The 18,813-nt window shown below is 52.0% G+C and carries 17 protein-coding genes; 5 read left to right on the top strand and 12 right to left on the bottom strand.

The window, feature by feature from the left end; all coding sequences use genetic code 11:
• The first annotated feature begins 32 nt into the window (after window positions 1-32).
• Genes speB through G4V39_RS01035 form a run of 3 tightly spaced genes read left to right on the top strand, consistent with a single transcriptional unit; the run spans window position 33 to window position 2,503 of the window.
• The gene (gene speB, locus G4V39_RS01025) at window positions 33-917 is read left to right on the top strand and encodes an agmatinase (RefSeq protein ID WP_166031162.1); all 885 of its coding nucleotides are present in this window, start codon (window positions 33-35) and stop codon (window positions 915-917) included.
• A complete protein-coding gene (locus tag G4V39_RS01030; RefSeq protein WP_246169695.1) occupies window positions 918-1,685 on the top strand; it encodes a metal ABC transporter ATP-binding protein in 768 nt (255 codons plus the stop codon).
• Window positions 1,685-2,503: a metal ABC transporter permease gene (locus tag G4V39_RS01035; protein ID WP_166031164.1), complete on the top strand. Its 819-nt coding sequence runs from the start codon at window positions 1,685-1,687 to the stop codon at window positions 2,501-2,503. Before G4V39_RS01030 ends, G4V39_RS01035 begins: the two co-directional genes overlap by 1 nt.
• On the opposite strand, the gene G4V39_RS01040 is transcribed toward G4V39_RS01035, so the two are convergent.
• The 3 genes from G4V39_RS01040 to G4V39_RS01050 all read right to left on the bottom strand — a co-directional run bounded on the left by G4V39_RS01040 (window position 2,500) and on the right by G4V39_RS01050 (window position 6,386).
• Window positions 2,500-3,444 carry a universal stress protein gene (locus tag G4V39_RS01040; RefSeq protein ID WP_166031165.1) on the bottom strand — a complete coding sequence of 315 codons (945 nt, stop codon included), beginning with the start codon at window positions 3,442-3,444 and terminating at the stop codon, window positions 2,500-2,502. The two genes, G4V39_RS01035 and G4V39_RS01040, sit on opposite strands and share 4 nt — an antisense overlap.
• Before the next feature lie 12 nt (window positions 3,445-3,456).
• Entirely contained in the window at window positions 3,457-5,211 is a 1,755-nt protein-coding gene (locus tag G4V39_RS01045) for an ArsB/NhaD family transporter (RefSeq protein WP_166031166.1), read from the bottom strand.
• 83 nt (window positions 5,212-5,294) lie between these two features.
• Window positions 5,295-6,386 (bottom strand): mechanosensitive ion channel family protein, encoded by a 1,092-nt coding sequence (locus G4V39_RS01050; protein WP_166031167.1) that lies wholly within the window; start codon window positions 6,384-6,386, stop codon window positions 5,295-5,297.
• Window positions 6,387-6,460: 74 nt separating this feature from the next.
• Between G4V39_RS01050 and rpsT the strand changes: the two genes are divergently transcribed.
• Complete coding sequence (gene rpsT / locus G4V39_RS01055) at window positions 6,461-6,745, top strand: 30S ribosomal protein S20 (protein ID WP_166031168.1); 285 nt, start codon at window positions 6,461-6,463, stop codon at window positions 6,743-6,745.
• On the opposite strand, the gene G4V39_RS01060 is transcribed toward rpsT, so the two are convergent.
• From G4V39_RS01060 to ribD, 7 genes are all read right to left on the bottom strand, one after another.
• Complete coding sequence (locus G4V39_RS01060; protein ID WP_166031169.1) at window positions 6,742-7,218, bottom strand: LPS-assembly lipoprotein LptE; 477 nt, start codon at window positions 7,216-7,218, stop codon at window positions 6,742-6,744. The genes rpsT and G4V39_RS01060 overlap by 4 nt on opposite strands.
• Window positions 7,205-9,796, bottom strand: a complete 2,592-nt coding sequence (gene leuS / locus G4V39_RS01065) for a leucine--tRNA ligase (protein ID WP_181494234.1) — start codon at window positions 9,794-9,796, stop codon at window positions 7,205-7,207. The genes G4V39_RS01060 and leuS overlap by 14 nt, the downstream gene beginning before the upstream one ends.
• A 37-nt stretch (window positions 9,797-9,833) precedes the next feature.
• Window positions 9,834-10,268 (bottom strand): transcription antitermination factor NusB, encoded by a 435-nt coding sequence (gene nusB / locus G4V39_RS01070; protein ID WP_166031171.1) that lies wholly within the window; start codon window positions 10,266-10,268, stop codon window positions 9,834-9,836.
• A gap of 2 nt (window positions 10,269-10,270) precedes the next feature.
• On the bottom strand, window positions 10,271-10,744 hold the full coding sequence (gene ribH, locus G4V39_RS01075; protein ID WP_166031172.1) for a 6,7-dimethyl-8-ribityllumazine synthase: 474 nt from the start codon (window positions 10,742-10,744) through the stop codon (window positions 10,271-10,273).
• A gap of 69 nt (window positions 10,745-10,813) precedes the next feature.
• Window positions 10,814-12,025, bottom strand: coding sequence for a bifunctional 3,4-dihydroxy-2-butanone-4-phosphate synthase/GTP cyclohydrolase II (locus G4V39_RS01080; RefSeq protein WP_166031173.1), 1,212 nt, complete (start codon window positions 12,023-12,025; stop codon window positions 10,814-10,816).
• 11 nt (window positions 12,026-12,036) lie between these two features.
• A complete protein-coding gene (locus tag G4V39_RS01085; RefSeq protein WP_166031174.1) occupies window positions 12,037-12,681 on the bottom strand; it encodes a riboflavin synthase in 645 nt (214 codons plus the stop codon).
• Between the two features lie 56 nt (window positions 12,682-12,737).
• A complete protein-coding gene (gene ribD, locus G4V39_RS01090) occupies window positions 12,738-13,883 on the bottom strand; it encodes a bifunctional diaminohydroxyphosphoribosylaminopyrimidine deaminase/5-amino-6-(5-phosphoribosylamino)uracil reductase RibD (RefSeq protein WP_166031175.1) in 1,146 nt (381 codons plus the stop codon).
• Between the two features lie 235 nt (window positions 13,884-14,118).
• Between ribD and G4V39_RS01095 the strand changes: the two genes are divergently transcribed.
• Complete coding sequence (locus G4V39_RS01095; protein ID WP_166031176.1) at window positions 14,119-14,808, top strand: PEP-CTERM sorting domain-containing protein; 690 nt, start codon at window positions 14,119-14,121, stop codon at window positions 14,806-14,808.
• Between the two features lie 72 nt (window positions 14,809-14,880).
• Here G4V39_RS01095 and G4V39_RS11415 read toward each other — a convergent pair whose 3' ends face one another.
• A complete protein-coding gene (locus tag G4V39_RS11415) occupies window positions 14,881-17,268 on the bottom strand; it encodes an ATP-binding protein (RefSeq protein ID WP_343041968.1) in 2,388 nt (795 codons plus the stop codon).
• A 264-nt stretch (window positions 17,269-17,532) separates the two neighbouring features.
• Complete coding sequence (locus G4V39_RS01105) at window positions 17,533-18,801, bottom strand: nucleoside recognition domain-containing protein (RefSeq protein WP_246169697.1); 1,269 nt, start codon at window positions 18,799-18,801, stop codon at window positions 17,533-17,535.
• Between the last annotated feature and the right edge of the window lie 12 nt (window positions 18,802-18,813).

The following is an 18,813-nucleotide window of genomic DNA, read 5'->3' on the forward strand; positions in this document are numbered from 1 at the left end:
AGAGGGCCTCTCCAGCAAGATAATCTTGAAAAATGCTCTCCTATCGCTTCCTTGGGCTCCCGGAGCCTCTAGCCGACATTGAGCGGGCTGGCATAGTGATTTTGCCAGTAGCCTATGATGCTACCGCCTCTTATCGGGCGGGCACTAGAGAGGGACCGGCCCGCATTATCGAAGCCAGCCGGTATCTTGAGTGGTATGACGAAGAGACGGAAACCGAGGTCTATCGTTTGGGGATTGCCACCCATCCGGAACTTGAGCCCGTGGCCACAGGGCCGGAGGCTATGGTGGAGGAGGTCTATCGGGCCGTAAGTGGGATCTTGGCCTCCGGGCAGTTTCCCGTAATTTTGGGAGGGGAGCACACTGTTTCTCTGGGGGCTATAAGAGCCGCTATTGAGACTACCCCCAATCTGGTCGTTCTCCAGCTGGATGCCCACGCTGACCTCAGAGACACCTATCAGGGAAGCTCCTTCAGCCATGCCTGTGTTATGGCCCGGGTGGCCGAAATTTGTCCTTTTATTCAGGTAGGGTTGCGCAGTCTCTCCCGGGAGGAGGCCCTCTGGCTTAAAAAAAGGGGCCTGCGTCCCTACTGGGCCCGGGAGGTGGTCGGCAGGGGAGAGGAGGTGGCCCGGCAGATCGTCTCTCAGGTGGCCGGACGTCCCCTTTACGTAACCATAGACTGCGATGTCTTCGACCCGGCCATCATGCCGGCTGTGGGCACGCCAGAACCAGGAGGGCTAAGCTGGTTTGAAGTCATCACCATCCTCAGAAGTGTTTCTCAAACTACTCAGATAGTGGGTTTTGATGTGGTTGAGCTGGCCCCTATCGCCGGCCAGGTAGCCCCGGACTTTCTGGCTGCCAGACTGGTCTATAAATTTCTCTCTTACATTTTCTCTCGCTCTTTACGGAGCGAGGCCTGATTGTTACCTTCCACAACTATTATGGCCCCGCTGGTGGAAGTTAAAGAGGTCTCCTTTAAGTACGGTCATCTTCAGGTGCTTGAGAGGGTCAGTTTAACCATAGAGCCAGGAGATTTTCTGGCCATTATTGGCCCCAACGGAAGCGGTAAGTCCACTCTTATTAAGATCATCCTCGGACTCCTTGAACCTACAGAAGGGGAAGTCTTTCTCTTTGGTCAAGACCTTCGTCACTTCCATGATTGGTATCGTTTGGGATATGTACCCCAGAAGGCGGCCCATATGATTGACCCCGTCTTTCCCCTAACGGTGGAAGAGGCCGTCTCCCTGGGCCTCCTTTCGCGAAAACGCTTTCCCCGCCTGATTGGTCGGGCTGATAGACCAGCCATCAAAAAGGCCCTGGAGACAGTAGAAATGGCCCCCCATGGGGAGAGACGGATAAGTGAGCTGTCTGGCGGACAACAGCAACGGGTTCTTATTGCTCGGGCCATTGTTAGTGCCCCGGACATCCTCTTTTTGGATGAACCCACCGCCGGGGTAGATGCCCGGGGCCAGGACCGGTTCTATGGCCTACTTAACCAGCTAAACCAAAAAGGCCTGACTATTGTTATGGTTACCCACGATATCTCTGTGGTCAGCCGATTTGTGACCAAAGTGGCCTGTCTTAATCGACGTCTATATTTTCATGGAAGCCACGAAGAGTTTTGCAGTTCTCCCCGGATAAGAGAGCTTATTGCCGGGGAGGATCACATCATAGTTCATCGGCACTAATGGACACCTTGACCTTCTTTTCCCTTTTTACCTACGGATTTGTCAAAAGGGCCCTGGTGACCGGGGTCTTTTTTTCCTTTACCTGTGCCTTACTGGGAGTCTTTCTTCTTTTGCGCAAGGAGGCCATGATCGGCCACGGTCTTTCTCATATCGCCTTCGGCGGCGTGGCCGTAGCCCTCTTTCTGGGCCTTGCTCCGTTACCGGTTACCCTGGCAGTGGCCGCAATAGCAGCCCTGATCATCTTGGGGGTAAGGGAGAGGGCCGGGCTTTATGGAGACACCATTATTGGTATTCTCTCCAGTCTGGGAATGGCTGGTGGCATTATCCTGGCCAGTATTTCGCGCCATTTTAATGTTGACCTTTTTGGCTATCTCTTTGGCAATATTTTGGCCATCTCCCGTCTGGAGATGGGCACTGCCGTGGCCCTGTCTCTTCTCAGTCTGGCCCTTATTGTTCTCTTTTACTACGAGCTTATCTACGCCACCTTTGACGAAGACTGTGCCCGGGTAGCCGGAATTTCGGTCAGAAGGCTCGATGCCGTTTTGGCCGTCTTGACCGCCGCCACCGTAGTAGTAGGGATGAGGGTGGTAGGGTTGCTTTTGGTCTCGGCCCTTTTGGTTGTGCCGGCGGCCACCGGATTGCTTCTGGGAAAAAGCTTCTTCCGGGCCATCGGTATCGCGGTGGCCACCTCCTTTATCGCCGTCTTGTGCGGCTTGATTCTGGCCTTCTGGTTTGACTGGCCCGCCTCAGGAACGATTGTCCTCTTCTCTGGTATCCTTTTTGGCCTGGCCTATCTTCTCAAGCGATTAAAGGACTAATCCTCCATACACACTAAGGCCAGGGTGGGATTGACTATCCGGTGAAGAACGGTGGCGCTGACACTCCCCAGGACAAACTCTTTGATATGGGAGCGACCGCGGCGCCCCATGACAACCAGATTAAACCCTCCCTCTTCGGCTAGGCGAACGATTTCCTCCGCCGGCCGGCCAAGACGAACCTCTCTTTTTAGTATTTCATCAGGGATACCAGCCTCAAGGAGAATCTCCCTGGCTGTGGCCAGGATGTCTTCCCCCTCTAAACGTTGACCGTCGTTTAACCTCTCTCCCAGGGCGATATCAATGACATGGAGGAGAGCTATCTCTTCGATCCAGCCCCTGCCGGCGATCTCCGCCAGACAGGCCACCTCCTTTACCGCCGCCAGCGAGTTGGGGGAGCCATCTATGGGGATAAGAACCCGAGGGATGGGGCAACCATTTACCAGAACCTTCTGGCCTACGACGTAGGTGGTGTGACACCCGGACCGGTGGATGACACTCTGGGTAACGCTCCCCAAGACAAATTCTTTAAGGGGAGAAAGCCCCCGGCGCCCCATAATAATCGTGGAGTAGCCATTTTCCTTGGCGAAATTGACGATCTCCCGGGCCGGATCGCCATCAAGGACCACCTCCTCTACCGGAACAGTCAAGCCCAGAGAGCGGAGGGTTTCTTTGGCCTCCGCAAACATGGGCCTGATATTTTTCTCTAGATACTGCTCCTTTAGGCGTTTGAATTGCGCGGTCTCTTTTAGGATCTCGGCCCGGATATCAATATTGGCCATATGGCTGGAAAGATAGCCCCCGCCTAAAACGTGAATCAGGGTGACCCTTTTAACCTTCTCCTTAAAGGGAGAAAGAAGACAGGCGGCAAACTCTAGGGCCCTTTTGCTGGGAAGACTGCCATCTATAGGAAGAAGAACCTTCTCTATGGTGCAGACTCTCATATGCTCACCCCTTTAATAGAAAATAAGCAGCCAGATATTGCTGATGGCCACACTAATAACCATATAGACAAAACCAACCTTCATGTACTCGAAAAACTTGACCGGGTAACCGGCGCTTTCGGCGATCCCCAGGGTGACCACATTGGCGCTGGCCCCAATCATGGTGCCATTTCCTCCGAAACAGGCTCCTAAGGCTAGGGCCCACCAGAGGACATTGTTTTCGGCCCCTGGAATGACCCGGGTAAGATAGGCCGTGATGGGAAGCATAGTGGCCGTAAAGGGGATGTTATCTACAAAGGCGCTCATGATGGCCGAAACCCAAAGGATAAGGCAAATGGCTGCCACCAGATTGCCGTGGGAAAGCTTAAGGACCCAATCGGCAATAATGGCCAAAAGACCGGTTTCCTCCACCGCCCCCACCAGAATGAAGAGGAAGATAAAAAACAGGAGAGTCGTCCATTCGATGTCTTTTTCTACTAACTCCAGGAGTTTGATCCGCTTGGTAACGATGCCGTAGGTAAAAAGCAATGAGGCCCCAAAAAGGGCGGCCACAGAGACCTCCATATGCCAAATGCCATGGGTGATAAAGAAGAAGATAACCACGGCCATGATGATAAGACCCACGGTAAGAAGGGTGGCGTCAGTAATACGATACTCCTCTCGCAGCTTGGCGATGTGGGCCTCGACATCGGTGATGGTCGCCTTTTTATATTCCCGGCCGTAGTAAACCTTGAAGAAACCATAGAGAACAATCATAGATATAGCCACCACCGGCCCCAAATTGATGACAAAATCCATAAAGGTGAGGCCGGTATAGGAGCCAATCATAATATTCGGTGGGTCTCCAATAAGGGTGGAGGTGCCACCTACATTGGAGGCCAGAATCTCTGGAATCAAAAGAACCGCCGGATTAAGGCCCAGGGAAAGGGCTATTTCTATAGTCACCGGAGTTAAAAGGAGCATGGTAGTTACATTATCTAAAAAGGCCGAAGAGATGGCCGTAAAGGTAGTCAAAATAAGGCAGAGGACAAAGACATTACCCCGGGCCATCTGGTAGCTCTTGTAGGCACACCACTGAAAGACCCCGGTGTTTTTAAGGATGCCAACGATGATCATCATCCCCATAAGGAGGAAGATGACGTTCATATCGATGGCGGCGATAGCCCGCTCATAGGAGATAATATGATACTGGGGGTTAATGACCCCCACGGTATAGGTGATGACAAGCATAATGGCCGCCCCCAACATGGCGGCTACTGTTCGGTGGAGGAGTTCAAAGCTGATAAGAATATAGGCCAGGAGAAATACTACGGTGGAGATCCAGAAGGCCGGCCCGAGACTCCTTTCCAAGATGACGTCCTTTACGGCAAAGTAGTGCTGGCCGTTGTAGGCGAGGTGGTCTTGGGGAATCTTGACCCGGACTTCCTTAAAACTGGGTTTGAAGATGTCTATTTCAATCTCGGCCTGAGGCAAGAGCCCCTTTTGGACCTCGATAACCACCTGATAACTGCCGTCGCTCTCGCTCTTGAAGTATTCCAGCACTTGATGCCCGTGAGCCCCTTTGCGGACCTTCTGAAGCTGGCCATTGATAAAGACCCTGATCTCGGCCTCATCTACTGGCTCTTTATGATTGTCAAGGATGCGTCCTGAAAGATGAAGTATCTCTTTGTCTGGAGGAGCTGCCGGTGCCTCATCAAAGGCCTCAACCCCGCTACCAATTACAAGAAGCACCATAAGAGCCGCAAAGCACCAGAGAACCTTTCTCATAGAGAACCTCCTCCATAGGCTGGATCTTCCCACCTAATATCGGCAGGGGAAGTTGATTACATAACCTAAAGAAATGGCTATTTCTAGTCGATTTGAGGACCTTTTAAGAGATCTTCGCTGGCTTCAGGCCTTACAAAAAGATGGACGTCCCGCTGGGGGAAGGGGATGGTTATTCCTGCCCGGGCAAAGGCCTGATCAATGGCCTTGATAAGCTCATGACGGGCCAGGCCCTTTAAGGCCGGCTCCTCCACCCAACACAGGAGTTCCAGATTGATGGAGGAGTCAGCAAAGGCCCGAAGTCTTACCCGGGGAGCCGGATCCTTGACCACCCGGGGATGCTGGTGGGCCACCTCCAAAAGAACCCTCTCCACTAGATCAAGATCGCTTCCATAAGCTACTCCTACCGGCACCCGGAGGCGGAAGCGGGGCACCGGGGCACTTTCATTGATGATTTTGGAGTTGGCCATAATGGAGTTGGGGATCGTAATCAGAACATCATCTCTCGTCTTTATCTTGGTAGAGCGGATGCCAATATCTACCACCTCTCCTCGCTCACCAGAATCAATAATAATGTAGTCTCCCACCCGGTAAGTTCGGTCAATAAAGATGCTTATCCCGCCAAAAAAGTTGGCCAACGTCTCCTTGGCCGCCAGGGCCAGAGCAATCCCCGCAATGCCTGCGGATGCAAAAAGAGGGGTTAAATTTATCTTCCAGATGGAAAGGATTACCAATAAGCCAACGATAACGGCAATGGCCCGGAGGAGGTTTTTAAAGAGATAAAGTATATCCCGACCAATGCGTCCCTGGGCAATGAGGTATAGAAGTCTTTTTTCTGTCAGCCAGTTGATAAACCGGAGGGCCGTTACCCACCAGATAAGGGCGATGAGCGTCTTTATGGCGGCCAGAAGATAGGCCTCAAGCCTATCTTGAGTCAGAAGGTCCAGGACATATACGGGGCCAAGGAGACTTATTGTCCAGAAGACCGGACGATGGACAAGCTCCAGGATTTCATCGTCAAAGGAAAAGGAGGTCCTCTGGGCCAATCGTTTTAAGACCTGGTCAATGAGGAGATCAGCCAGTTTTCCTAAAACAAAAAAGCCCAAAAGATATAAGACGGCTTTGACCCAGATGTTTGTCTGAAAGAGCTGTTCTAGATAAATTTTCAAGTCGGTCATATTTGACACCGCCTGCGGCCTGTATTATATAGGCTGCCGACCAGAATAAAGCAACTAAACAAGGAGGAGTTACCTTGGCCAATCATCCTTCAGCCAAAAAACGGGCCCGGCAATCTGAGAAAAGACGTCTGCGCAACAAGGCTATAAGAACGAGGGTTAAAAACGTCAGCAAGGCCGTGCTGGCAGCTGTTAACAAAGGTTCGGTGGAGGAGGCCGAGGCCGCCTTTCGCAAGGCTCAGAGCACTATCCAGTGGGCCGTTTCCAAGGGGGTGCTTCATTGGAAAAAGGCTGGTCGGAAGATCTCCCGTCTGGCCGCCAAGGTCAACAACCTTAAAGCAACCAAGCAACAGGCCGCTTAGAAATACTCCATAATCTGGTGATAAATCATCTCTGCCAAATCATAGGCCATCTTCTCTAAAATTCGTTCTTTATCAGCCTGAGAGCCGGTGGCATAGGTCTCTTCTCGATAAAGAGAACGGTTTTCCCAGATGATTTTCCCATCTCGGCGGGAGGTAAGCCTGGCCCGGGCCCTGAGGATAAGCCGGTTTTCTACTCCCTGGGCATAACTTTGATAAGAAAGCCCCCTTTGCTCAAGGGAGACTATCTCTCCGGTAAGGATCACATCGGCCTTATCTTCGGGGGCCAGCCTGAGCTTCCCTCCCCTCTCAAATTGATTGCGTATTTCTGTGGCTATCAGGGCCCCAAAACCAGCCTCCTGACTGCGATCTTCCCAGGTGGCTACATAGACCGTTTTTATCCAGGGAGGGAGGTTTGACCCTGTACCAGCAAAGTGATAGCCGCAACCAAGAACAAACAGGCTAACCAACCACAATATTGACCAGTTTCTTAGGAACATAGATCACCTTACGGAGACTTTTGCCTTCGAGATACTTCCTGACATTGGTCAGGGAGAGGGCCTTGTCTTTTATCTCCTCATCAGAGGCCTCTGCTGGAACCAGCACCTGCCCCCTCACCCGGCCGTTTACCTGAACAACTATCTCTATCTCTTCCGCCGTGGCCACCTGCGGGTCGTATCCTGGCCAAGGCCTCTCAAGGATAAAACCTTTCCCCCCAAGAAGGTGCCAGAGTTCTTCACATATGTGGGGCACAAAAGGAGAGAGAAGGACAACAACCGTCTCTAAGGCCTCCCGAACCACCGGCCAGAAGCCCTCTGGCCGATCTTTGCGGTTGAGCAGGGCCGATATCTCGTTGGTCAACTCCATAATGGCGGCAATGGCCGTATTAAAACGGTACCGATCCTGGATGTCTTCCGTAACCTTCCTGATGGTCTGGTGCGTCTTGCGACGCAGAGAGCGCAGGTCAGCAGAAGGTTTGGTGGGCAGGTCACCTGCGGCCAGAAGATCATCTCTGTTTTCGGCCACCAGACGGAAAATCCGGACAAGAAAGCGGTGAGCTCCTTCTATACCCTGCTGGCTCCACTCAAGGTCCTTTTCTGGAGGGGCGGCAAAGAGCATGAAAAGTCTCACCGTATCCGCCCCGTAGCGTTTGATCATCTCTCCAGGATCAACCACGTTGCATTTGCTCTTGGACATCTTCTCTGGAGAGCCAAACTCCACCGGAGCGCCACAACCCTCCCGACGGCAACGCCCCTCAGGAGAAACCTCCTCAGGATAAAGCCAACCGTGGACCGGACAACGGTGGGTCTCCTTAAGAACCATACCCTGGGTAAGAAGGCGTTTAAACGGCTCATCTATAGAAAGGTACCCCAGATCTCTGAGGACCTTGGTAAAAAAACGGGCATAGAGGAGGTGAAGAACAGCGTGTTCAATCCCTCCTATGTACTGGTCCACCGGGAGCCAATAGTCTACCCGGGTCTTATCCAGGGGGCCTTCATGGTAGTCAGGACAACAGTAGCGGGCAAAGTACCAAGATGATTCCACAAAGGTGTCCATGGTATCGGTCTCCCGCCGGGCCGGAGAACCGCAACGAGGACAGCTAGTCTTCACAAAAGACTCCAGTTCGGCCAGTGGACTGCGACCGCTTCGATCCAGGTTGGCCGACAGGGGCAACTCCACCGGAAGACCCTCCTTCCTGACAGGAACAATCCCACACTCCGGACAATAAACCACCGGGATAGGGGCCCCCCAATAGCGCTGGCGAGATATCCCCCAGTCTCTAAGACGATAGGTGATCCTGGCCCGGCCAACCCCCTTTTCCTCCAGGTATTTAACAACTTCCCGCTTTCCTTTTTCGCTTTCCAGACCGGTAAAGGGCCCGGAATTGACCATTACCCCCGGGGCCTCATAGGCCTGGGTCATCTCCTGAGGACGAAGTTCCTCACCGGGAGGGGTGATGACCACCACGATGGGAAGCCCATATTTTTTGGCAAACTCAAAGTCCCTCTGATCATGGGCCGGCACAGCCATCACCGCCCCGGTCCCATACTCCATGAGGACAAAATTGGCGGCGAAGATAGGGACTTTTTTCCCTGTCAGGGGGTGAATGGCATGAGCTCCCAGAAATATCCCTTCCTTCTCGAAATCTCCCTCCAGAAGACGGCGACGGTCAAGGCGCCTCATTCTCTCCAAAAAGGCGCTCACCTCGGCCTCTCGGCCGCTTTCTCTGGCCAGCTCAAGGGTCAGGGGGTGTTCTGGGGCCAAGGAGATGAAAGTCACCCCATAGAGGGTATCTGGCCTGGTGGTAAAGACCTTGATCTTCTCCGAACGGCCTTCCACGGGGAATTCTATTTCCGCCCCCTCACTCTTGCCGATCCAGTTCTTCTGCATGAGAATAACCTTCTCCGGCCAGCCCCCCTTGAGTTTTTCCAGATCCTCCAGGAGTTCTTCGGCGTAGGCCGTAATCTTTAAGAACCAGCCCCACATCTCCTTCTGGACCACCTGACTGTCACAGCGCCAGCAGGCCCCCTCGATAACCTGCTCATTGGCCAGCACCGTCTGACAGCTTTCGCACCAGTTGACCAAAGTCTTCTTACGATAAGCCAGGCCCTTTTCCAGCATTTCAATAAAAAAGAGCTGCTCCCAGCGATAATAACCAGGGTCACAGGTGGCCAGTTCCCGAGACCAGTCATAGGAGAATCCCAGACGACGCAGTTGCTGCCTCATGTAGGCGATGTTTTCGTAGGTCCACTTGGCCGGATGGGTCCCATGCCTTATAGCCGCCCCCTCTGCCGGGAGCCCAAAGGCATCCCAGCCCATAGGGTGAAGAACATTCTTGCCCTGCATACGGAGAAAACGGGCGATGACGTCTCCGATGGTATAGTTGCGCACATGCCCCATATGAATACGCCCTGAAGGGTAGGGGAACATCTCCAGGACATAAAACTTTTCTTTGGCGGGATCTTCACAGACCTTAAAAATCTCGGCCTCTTCCCACCTTTTCTGCCACTTTTCCTCTATCTCTTCAAACTTATACGCTTTTGACTTAGCCATGCTCATCGCCTCCTCTGTCTCACCGAAAAGCAGTTCTTCAGGAAACTCTGGCCGCCCGGCTCATCCCGCCCAGCTCCTGCCGGTAAATAGCATCCAGGATCCCGTTGACAAAGGAGGCCGACTCCTCGCTACCAAACCTCTTGGCCAGTTCGATGGCCTCATTGAGGCTCACCTTGGGGGGGATATCCGGACGGAACAAAAGCTCATAGGTGGCGATCCGCAGAATATTGCGGTCAATGGAGGCCATCCTCTCCAGACGCCAGTTACGGGAATGTCTCTGAATAATAGAGTCTATCTCCTCCCTCCGGGCCCAGACCCCCAAGACCAGTTCCCGAACAAAGTCCTTGGCCACTGGACGGACAGCAAAAGTTTCCATATAGGAGGAGAGGGCCTCCTCAGGGGAGGTTCCGGTGATCTCCATTTCGTAGAGGATTTGGAGGGCCGCCTCCCGGGCCCGACGTCTGGCACTCATCTCTAGGAGGGAATCTTTTGGAGCAAGTTGGCCATTTCTATGGCCACCATGGCCGCCTCAAAGCCTTTATTGCCGGCCTTGGTGCCGGCCCGTTCTATGGCCTGCTCAATGGTGTCAGTAGTCAGAACACCGAAGGCAATAGGGACTCCGGTCTCCAGCATCACCTGGGCAATACCCTTGCTGGCTTCGGCAGCCACATACTCAAAGTGGGGGGTAGCCCCCCTTATGATGGCCCCAAGGCAGACAAGGGCCTGGTAGCGGCCGGAGGTGGCCAGCCTTTTGGCCACCAGCGGGATTTCAAAGGAGCCCGGAACCCAAAAGACATCTATATCTTCCTCCCGAGCTCCGTGGCGTTTTAGGGCGTCTAGGGCCCCGGCAAGCAGTTTCCCGGAGATGAATTCGTTAAACCGCCCCACGATGATAGCCAAACGGAGCCCCCTGGCCTGAAAATCTCCTTCGAATCTCTGATAAGACATCCTACCTCCCGATAGAAAAACTTTTGCCCGCCCTTTATACCCCAATAGTGTGTCCGAGCCAACGAGGTCTTAGTAATCAGAAACCACGCTAAGAAGGTGCCCCAACTTCTCCCTCTTGCAACGAAGATAACGGATATTTTCCTTGTGTGGCGGGATCTCAATGGGAACCCTCTCCACCACCTCCAGGCCATAGCCCTCCAGGCCGACGATCTTGCGGGGATTATTTGTCAGCAGTCTAAGCTTCCTTACGCCCAAATCTCGCAAAATCTGGGCTCCGATACCATAATCCCTGAGGTCGGCCTTAAATCCCAGGGCCTCATTGGCCTCCACCGTATCTTTACCGTGGTCTTGAAGAACGTAGGCCTTAAGCTTGTTGATCAGACCGATACCTCGTCCCTCCTGACGCATGTAAAGAAGAACCCCCTGGCCCTCCTGGGCGATCTTCTCCATGGCCCGCCAAAGTTGAGGGCCACAATCGCAACGGAGACTGCCGAAGACATCCCCTGTGAGACATTCGGAATGAACCCGAACCAGAATGGGCCGGTCAGGATCAATCTCTCCCATGATGAGGGCCACGTGGGTATGGGGATCAATGTCGTTGGTGTAGGCCACCAGGCGCCACTGCCCAAAGTCATTAGGGAGCCTGGTTTCCACCTCCCGGTGAACAAAGCTTTCGGTACGCAGGCGATAGGCGATAAGATCCTGGATGGTGACAATCTTAAGCCCGTGCTCCTCGGCAAAGCGTTCCAGATCCGGTAGCCGGGCCATGGTACCATCGTCTTTCATTATCTCACATATGACGCCGGCCGGTTTAAGGCCGGCCAACCTGGCCAGATCTACTGAGGCCTCAGTGTGGCCGGCTCGCACCAAAACCCCTCCCTTTCGGGCCTTGATGGGGAAGACGTGTCCCGGGGTGACGATATCCTCAGGGCCGGCCTCATCGGCAATGGCCACCTGGATAGTCCGAGCCCGATCGTGGGCTGAGATGCCGGTAGTCACCCCGTGGCGGGCCTCAATAGAAACAGTAAAGGCCGTCCCATAACGGGCATGGTTTCTGGCCGGCATCATGGGTAGTTCCAGCTTTTCTACCTGTTCTGGAGTCAGGGTGAGGCAGATGAGCCCCCGACCATAGCGAGCCATAAAGTTTATGGCCTCCGGAGTGACCTTCTCCGCTGCCATAACCAGGTCGCCTTCGTTCTCCCTGTCTTCGTCATCGACAACGATAATGATGCGCCCGGCTCGGATTTCTTCAATAGCCTCTTCTATGGTATGGATGGGCATGGCAGGCTCCTTTAGTCGAAAAATCCGTGCTGCTTAAGAAACTCTTGATCTATAGCCGTGCTATTTTTCCAAGGAGAGAGCAGCTTTTCGATATACTTACCAATAATATCTACCTCAATGTTTACCAGATCTCCTGGTTGACGGTAGCCGATGGTTGTCAGGCTAGCGGTATGAGGAATAATGGCCAAAGAGAGTCGGTGATCGCGGATATCGTTTACCGTAAGGCTTATACCATCTATAGCAATAGAGCCTTTTTGAATTACATAGCGAGAGAGTTCAGAGGGAATCTGGACCTCATAAAATAGAAAATCTCCCTGAGAACGACGAGAAAGTACCCGGCCAACACCATCCACATGACCACTAACAATATGCCCTCCCAGCCGATCTGAGGCCCTAAGCGCCCGTTCGACATTTACCCTGTCTCCCGGTTTAAGGCCCCCCAGGGTGGTTCGAGAGATGGTCTCTGGCGAGATGTCAAAGGTTGCCGTCTGGCCATCTATATGGGTTACGGTAAGACAGACCCCGTTTACAGCTACGCTTTCACCAAGTGTAAGTTCCTGGGCAGAAAATGGGGGGATAAGGCGGATTTTAAGCCCCCCTCCTGACCTCTCCAGCCCTCTTATCTCCCCTAGACCCTCAATAATCCCCGTAAACATCTTCTTCTCTCAAACGGCTGAAGCCTATTTTAGCCCAGAATGAAATTTTTGTCTTCTCAAAGGCTAAAGATATTCTTGTTGCGGCCCTCAAGATCCCTTAGCCAGTCTTTAAGAGAGCGGATATATCCCCGAACAAGAAGGGATTTGCCTATACGCCTGGTGCTTATCCGGGAAAGCCAGAAGGCCTCCCCCAGGCTTCCGGCCCCCTGGCCAGCCACTGCTGCCGGGGCCTGGCTCCCGCCGATGACCACCGGACCATAATAAAAAGCAATTTCATCCACCAGACCGGCGTCGAAGAAGGCCCCGTGGAGGGTAGCCCCGCCCTCAAGGAGAAGGGAAAGGATCCCTCGATCTTTAAGTTCGGTTAAGGCCTGGAGTAAATCAGGACGCCCGGCCCTAAGAGGAACCCTGATGACCTCGGCTCCTCGATCCCGAAGGGCCTTCTCCTTGACCGCCAAGGCCTCAGGACCACAGATAATAAAGACTCTGGCCGGGGAATCGGCAGCCAGAATCCTGGCCGAAGGGGGTGTTCTTAAATGGGTATCAAAGATGACCCGATGGGGATCACGCCCCCGGGGAAGACGGCAGGTAAGCCGGGGGTTATCAGCCAAAACGGTGCCAACTCCAACGGCGATGGCGTCTAAAGTCTTCCTTAAGCGATGGCCATCTTGCCTGGCCTTCTCATCAGTGATCCACTTTGAGTCGCCCCTGTAAGTGGCAATACGGCCATCAAGGCTCATGGCCGCCTTGGCCAAAACCCAGGGACGTCCTTCAGTGACCGCTTTAATAAAGAAGCGGGTAAGCTCTAAGGCCTCCTCGGCCAAAACCCCGCTTTTGACCTCAAGGCCGTGGGAGCGCAAAAATTCAAGCCCCCCGGCGGCCTGGGGATTGGGGTCTCTTAAGGCCACCACTACCCGAGCGATACCAGCCCGGAGAATAGCCTGGGTACAGGGGGGGGTGCGACCATGGTGATTACAGGGCTCAAGGGTAATATAGATGGTGGCTCCGCGAGCCGCCTCGCCAGCCTGAGCCAAGGCATAGACCTCGGCATGGGGCTTACCGGCCTGAGGATGGTAACCCCGGCCAATGATCCTCCCCTCCTTAACCACCACCGCCCCCACCGGGGGGTTGGGACTGGTGCGCCCCAGCCCCCGGCGCCCCAAGGAGAGGGCCTTTTTCATAAAATAAATGTCCTCGTCCATGGCCCCTTCTGGTACCAGATCTTAAGAGGATGACAAGGACGAGAAAGAAATTTCTTTCTCGGAAGAAAAATCTTTCTCAAGTGGAAAACATTTTCCCGAAGCTCCATCCAGAACTTGGCCTTTTATTTATGAGAAAGTGGCCTCTTTTTAAAAGAGGCACCATACATAAGATGGCCTGCCACTTGCATAATGAAGGCTCTCGCAAATTATAGAATTTTATAGAGGAGGTTGATGCATGAAGCGGTTTTTGTCTCTGATGTCTCTGGTCTTTCTGTTGGTTTTAGCCGGTATCAACCCGGCCAGGGCCACAATTTACGTCCCTGCCGGGGGAGACACTGGCTGGCAGACCTTCTCCTTCACCTTTCTCTATGACTTTAGTGGAGATTTGACCTTTCTGGTCAGCGACTATGGCGACACCGTTGTTTCTTCCTACCTTCTCCTAGACAACCTTAGTGCCGGCCCCTCGGGCAACACAGGTTTTGAGCTGGGAGATTTTACAGGTTACATCCCTTTAGGAGTGACCAGCGTGGTTACTAGCTTTACCAGCCCCATAAATCCTTCTGCCTCATATACTCCCACCGAGGGAAGCTACATGGCCCTTCTTGACTCCTATGACGGCGACACCGGGGTTTCCACCAGCGCCTTAGGGGGAACAGACGGTTCGCTTCTTTACCTTTCAGGGATGAGCTTTGCCTCTGGAGAGACCTTCTCCTTTGACTGGGCCTTTATCACCGAAGACTATCCTCCATATCAGGATTTTGCCGCTTTCATTATAGAGGGAAGCTACTCCCTGCCTGGAGGAGGAACACTTCCGGTATATGAGGAGTACCGGCTGGCCCAAGTGGCTCTTCCAGAGCCTGCCACCCTGGTGCTTGTTGGCTCAGGTCTCTTTGGTCTGGCTGGCTTTGGTCGCCGGAGAAAATAGTTTTTATTGAAAATATCTTACTTAGGGGGGCCGGGGTGCCCCCTTTTTTATTTTTGGCTTCCAGAGCCCGGCCTACTCTGAGGCCAGAATCTCTGAGACCTTAGCTAAAAGTTCGTCCAGGTAAAAAGGCTTTCTGAGGTAACCATCAGCCTCCCTGAGGAGGGGATCCATGCGGGGGTCAAGATCAAGACCGCTGGCGATAAGGACCTTTACCCCGGGAATTTTTCCTCTTAGGCGGTTAAAGGCCTCCCGGCCGCTGAGAAGAGGCATATTTATATCCAGAATAACCAGATCCAGGTTTTGCCCCTCCTCATCGGCGACCTCTAAGGCCTCCTGACCATTGGCGGCAGTAACCACTCTGTGGCCGGCCCGCTCAAGAATGGTCTTTAGCATCTCCCGAATAGGTTCTTCATCATCCACCACCAGAATGAATCCCCGAGCTCGAGCCCCTTTGGCCAGCGTTACCTCTTTAGGAGAAGGGGACTCTGCTTTCTGGCCTTCGTCCACCGGAAGATAGATATGAAACGCGGTTCCCCGACCGAGACGACTTACTACCTGACAGTGGCCTCCGTGCTCATGAATAACGTTGGCCACCATGGCCAGCCCTAGCCCTGTCCCCCGACCTTCTTTGGTGGTGAAAAAAGGTTCAAAGATGTGGGCCAAGGTCTCCTCGTCCATCCCTTGCCCGGTATCAGCTACCACCAGATGAACATATCGACCTGGCCGAACCCCTACAGGATTGTTCTCATCCATATAGACGAGAGAGGTCATCAAAGAAAGAATCCCTCCCTCAGGCATGGCCTCACAGGCGTTAAGACAGAGGTTCATGATCATCTGTTCCAGTTGAGTGGAACTTCCCTTTATCGGGGGCAGTTCTTCAAGCTCAAGCCTTATACGGATACGCCGATCGATAGTATGTTTGAGAAGATCAACCACATTTTTGACTGATTGGTTGACATCAAGGGGTTTAAAGTCCCACTTTCGCTGTCTGGCGAAAGACAGAAGACGACGGCTCAACTCTGCCCCTCTCTCGGCGGCCCGCTCTATGGTCTCCAGAGCCCGAAGCTCGCCCTTGTCCAGGTGGGGGCTTTCTTTGAGGATAGAAATATGACCCATTATGGCACAGAGGACATTGTTGAAGTCGTGGGCGATACCACTGGTGAGGGTGCCGATAGCCGTAAGTTTTTCGGCCTCCACCAACTGACGCTGGGTGGCATTGAGCTCTTTAATCTTATCCTCAAGATCAGTGTAAAGATCGATATTTTCCAGGGCCACAGAGATACTGCTGGCCAGAATACCAAAAAGATTAATCTCCTCCTCAGAGAAGCCCTGCGGATGATTGATAAAGACCAAAGCCCCCAAGACCCTGCTTTTGGTCATCAGCCAGAGAATCAGAAAGTTCTTCAGTTCAAAATCCGGGGGAAGGGATCCTAGAGGCCATTTGGTGGCCGCATCTTTTTGGCAGACAAGGGGTTTCCCCTGACCTTTGGACCAGGCGCCCTCCAGAGTCTGAGGAGGTATAGATATCTTGATCTCTCTGCCTTCCTGGCTTCTTAAACGGAGCATATAAGGAGAACCCTTAATGGCTATACCCCAAAGCTGGGTTTCAGTAAGATCTTTTAACTCCTCCAGACATCTTTCGATTATATATTCTTTGTCTAACTTCGAATGAATTAATATGGTTAATTTATGTAGATTATACAATCTATTTAAGTATGTTTTTATTTTTACATCTCTTTCATTCAATGATGACCTCATTTTATCTATAGCCTTGAATATCTGCCCAAATTCATCTTCATATAGTGGGAAGTCTTTTGGAGTATAATCTTCTTTTTCGATACTCTCTATGGACTTCAATAAATCTTTTACTGGTGATATAATGCTAGTCGTTAGATATTTTGCTACCAGGAGAGCAGAAATTAAACTTATTATTAAAATAATACTTAAATCTTTAATAGTTTTCTTGATGGTAGATATTAAAGTTTGTGTCTTTTTATGTAGATCTATCGATGCTTTGTGGATTATATTATGGACATGTTTTGTAATATCTTGCCCTAAAGATATTATTTCTTTAATCTCTTCGGTTTTGATTTCTTCATGACTTATGATTTTATTTATTCTTTCTTTATAATTTTGAAATTCTCTTTCTATATGTTGAATTTTTCTTTTGGTGTTTGGCTGATGATGACACCCTTTACATTCCAAAATGATTCCATCTATTTCTTCTAAATCAAATGATATCTTGTTTGGTCTTTTTTCTTTGAAGCTAAATTCATATAAATTGTTTTGAATATTCTGAAAATGTATTAAAAGATTCTGACGGAGACTTTCTACCTCATGAATCTTAAGTTGATACCTTAAATTGGAGGAAAGGAAGAGGAGGTTATAGAAGGCGGCCCCTATAGCCACACTAAAGAAGAGAAATACGCCTAAAAAACTTAGAATTATGCGTTTCTTCATCTTGAAAAAGGTATGTTTAAGAAATTTTACCAATCAGACCTTGAGCTTCAAAATACTTGCTATCTTTTTAATTTTCGTAATCAAATTAACTATGTTTATATAATAAACCTGTTTATTTTATGCTACATATTCAATATTAATGCCAAAAGCTGATTTTAAGTTTTTAAGAATCTCAATTCCTAATAGGAGAATTTGGTTTCACAATCAAGTATTTTGACAAGGCTAAAAAATCATTCGCCAGGTAAGGCCCTGGTTCAGGGAAGTTTAACTGCCGGGGTAGGTCAGATGACATATAAAAGTGGCCGCCAGGATCCCGGCCAGATCGGCGGCCAGGGCAGCCCAGATAGCATAACGGGGGTCTTTGATACCTGCGGCCCCAAAATAGACCGCCAGGACATAAAAGGTTGTCTCTGTAGAGCCTTGAATGGTGGAGGCCAGATAGGCAGCAAAGGAATCCGGAGCCCGAGAGACGATCTCGCTCATCAGGGCAAAGGCCCCGGAGCCAGAAAGAGGCCGTAGGAGAGCCACAGGGAGAACTTCTACCGGAAGGCCCACAAGGGAGGTCAGGGGCTCAAGCACCTTGGCCATAGCCTCAAAACCTCCCGAGGCCCGGAACATACCCACAGCGGTAAGAATGATCACCAGGTAAGGGATAATCCTTACGGCCACCTTAAATCCTTCCTTGGCCCCCTCGCAGGCGGCCTCATAGACGGGAACCTTCTTTACCAGACCATAGCTGGCCAGAGCCAACATAAGCAGCGGGACAAACCAGTTGGAGAAGACATCAGCCAGGGCCGCTCGAGAATCATCCGCCTCCAGAATACTCCAGGCAGCCCGAATCAGGAGAAAAAAGAAGAGAAGAATCAAGCCCCACTTGATGAGGGGCTGACTGGCCGGAACATCATCTAACTCTTCCGCAGTGGTTTGAGGGGGCTGGTCTTCAAGTATGGGAGGAGGCTCTTCATGTTTTCGAGCCAGGGCCTTGGCGGCCACAATGGCCACCAGAGTGGAGACACCAGTGGCAAATATGGTCGGTAGAATAATGGCCGCCGGGTCCTTGGCTCCGGCTGCCGCCCTGATGGCCATTACTCCTAAGGGAAGAAGGGTAACATTGGAGGTATTTATGGCCAGAAAGAGGCACATGGCATCACTGGCTACCCCCGGGCGAGGATTTATCTTCTCCAACTCCACCATAGCCTTCACCCCAAAAGGGGTGGCCGCATTACCAAGCCCCATCATGTTGGCCGAAAGGTTTAGGATCATGGCGCTCATGGCCGGATGTTCTGGCGGGACCCGAGGGAAGAGACGAACCATAAGCGGTCTTAAGGAACGGGCTAAGACCTTAAGAAGCCCTCCCTCTTCGGCAATCTTCATCAGCCCCAGCCAGAGGGCCATCGGGCCGATGAGCCCCAGGGCCAGATTAACGGCCGCCTTGGCCGTATCAAAGGAGACTTTGGTCACCTCTTCCATCCGGCCGGTTATGGCTGCGGCCAGGACTGCGGCCAGGAGAAGACCAAACCAGATGGCATTCATGGGAGATCTCAT

Source organism: Thermosulfuriphilus ammonigenes, assembly GCF_011207455.1.
In the GTDB taxonomy this organism is placed as follows: Bacteria; Desulfobacterota; Thermodesulfobacteria; order Thermodesulfobacteriales; family ST65; genus Thermosulfuriphilus; species Thermosulfuriphilus ammonigenes.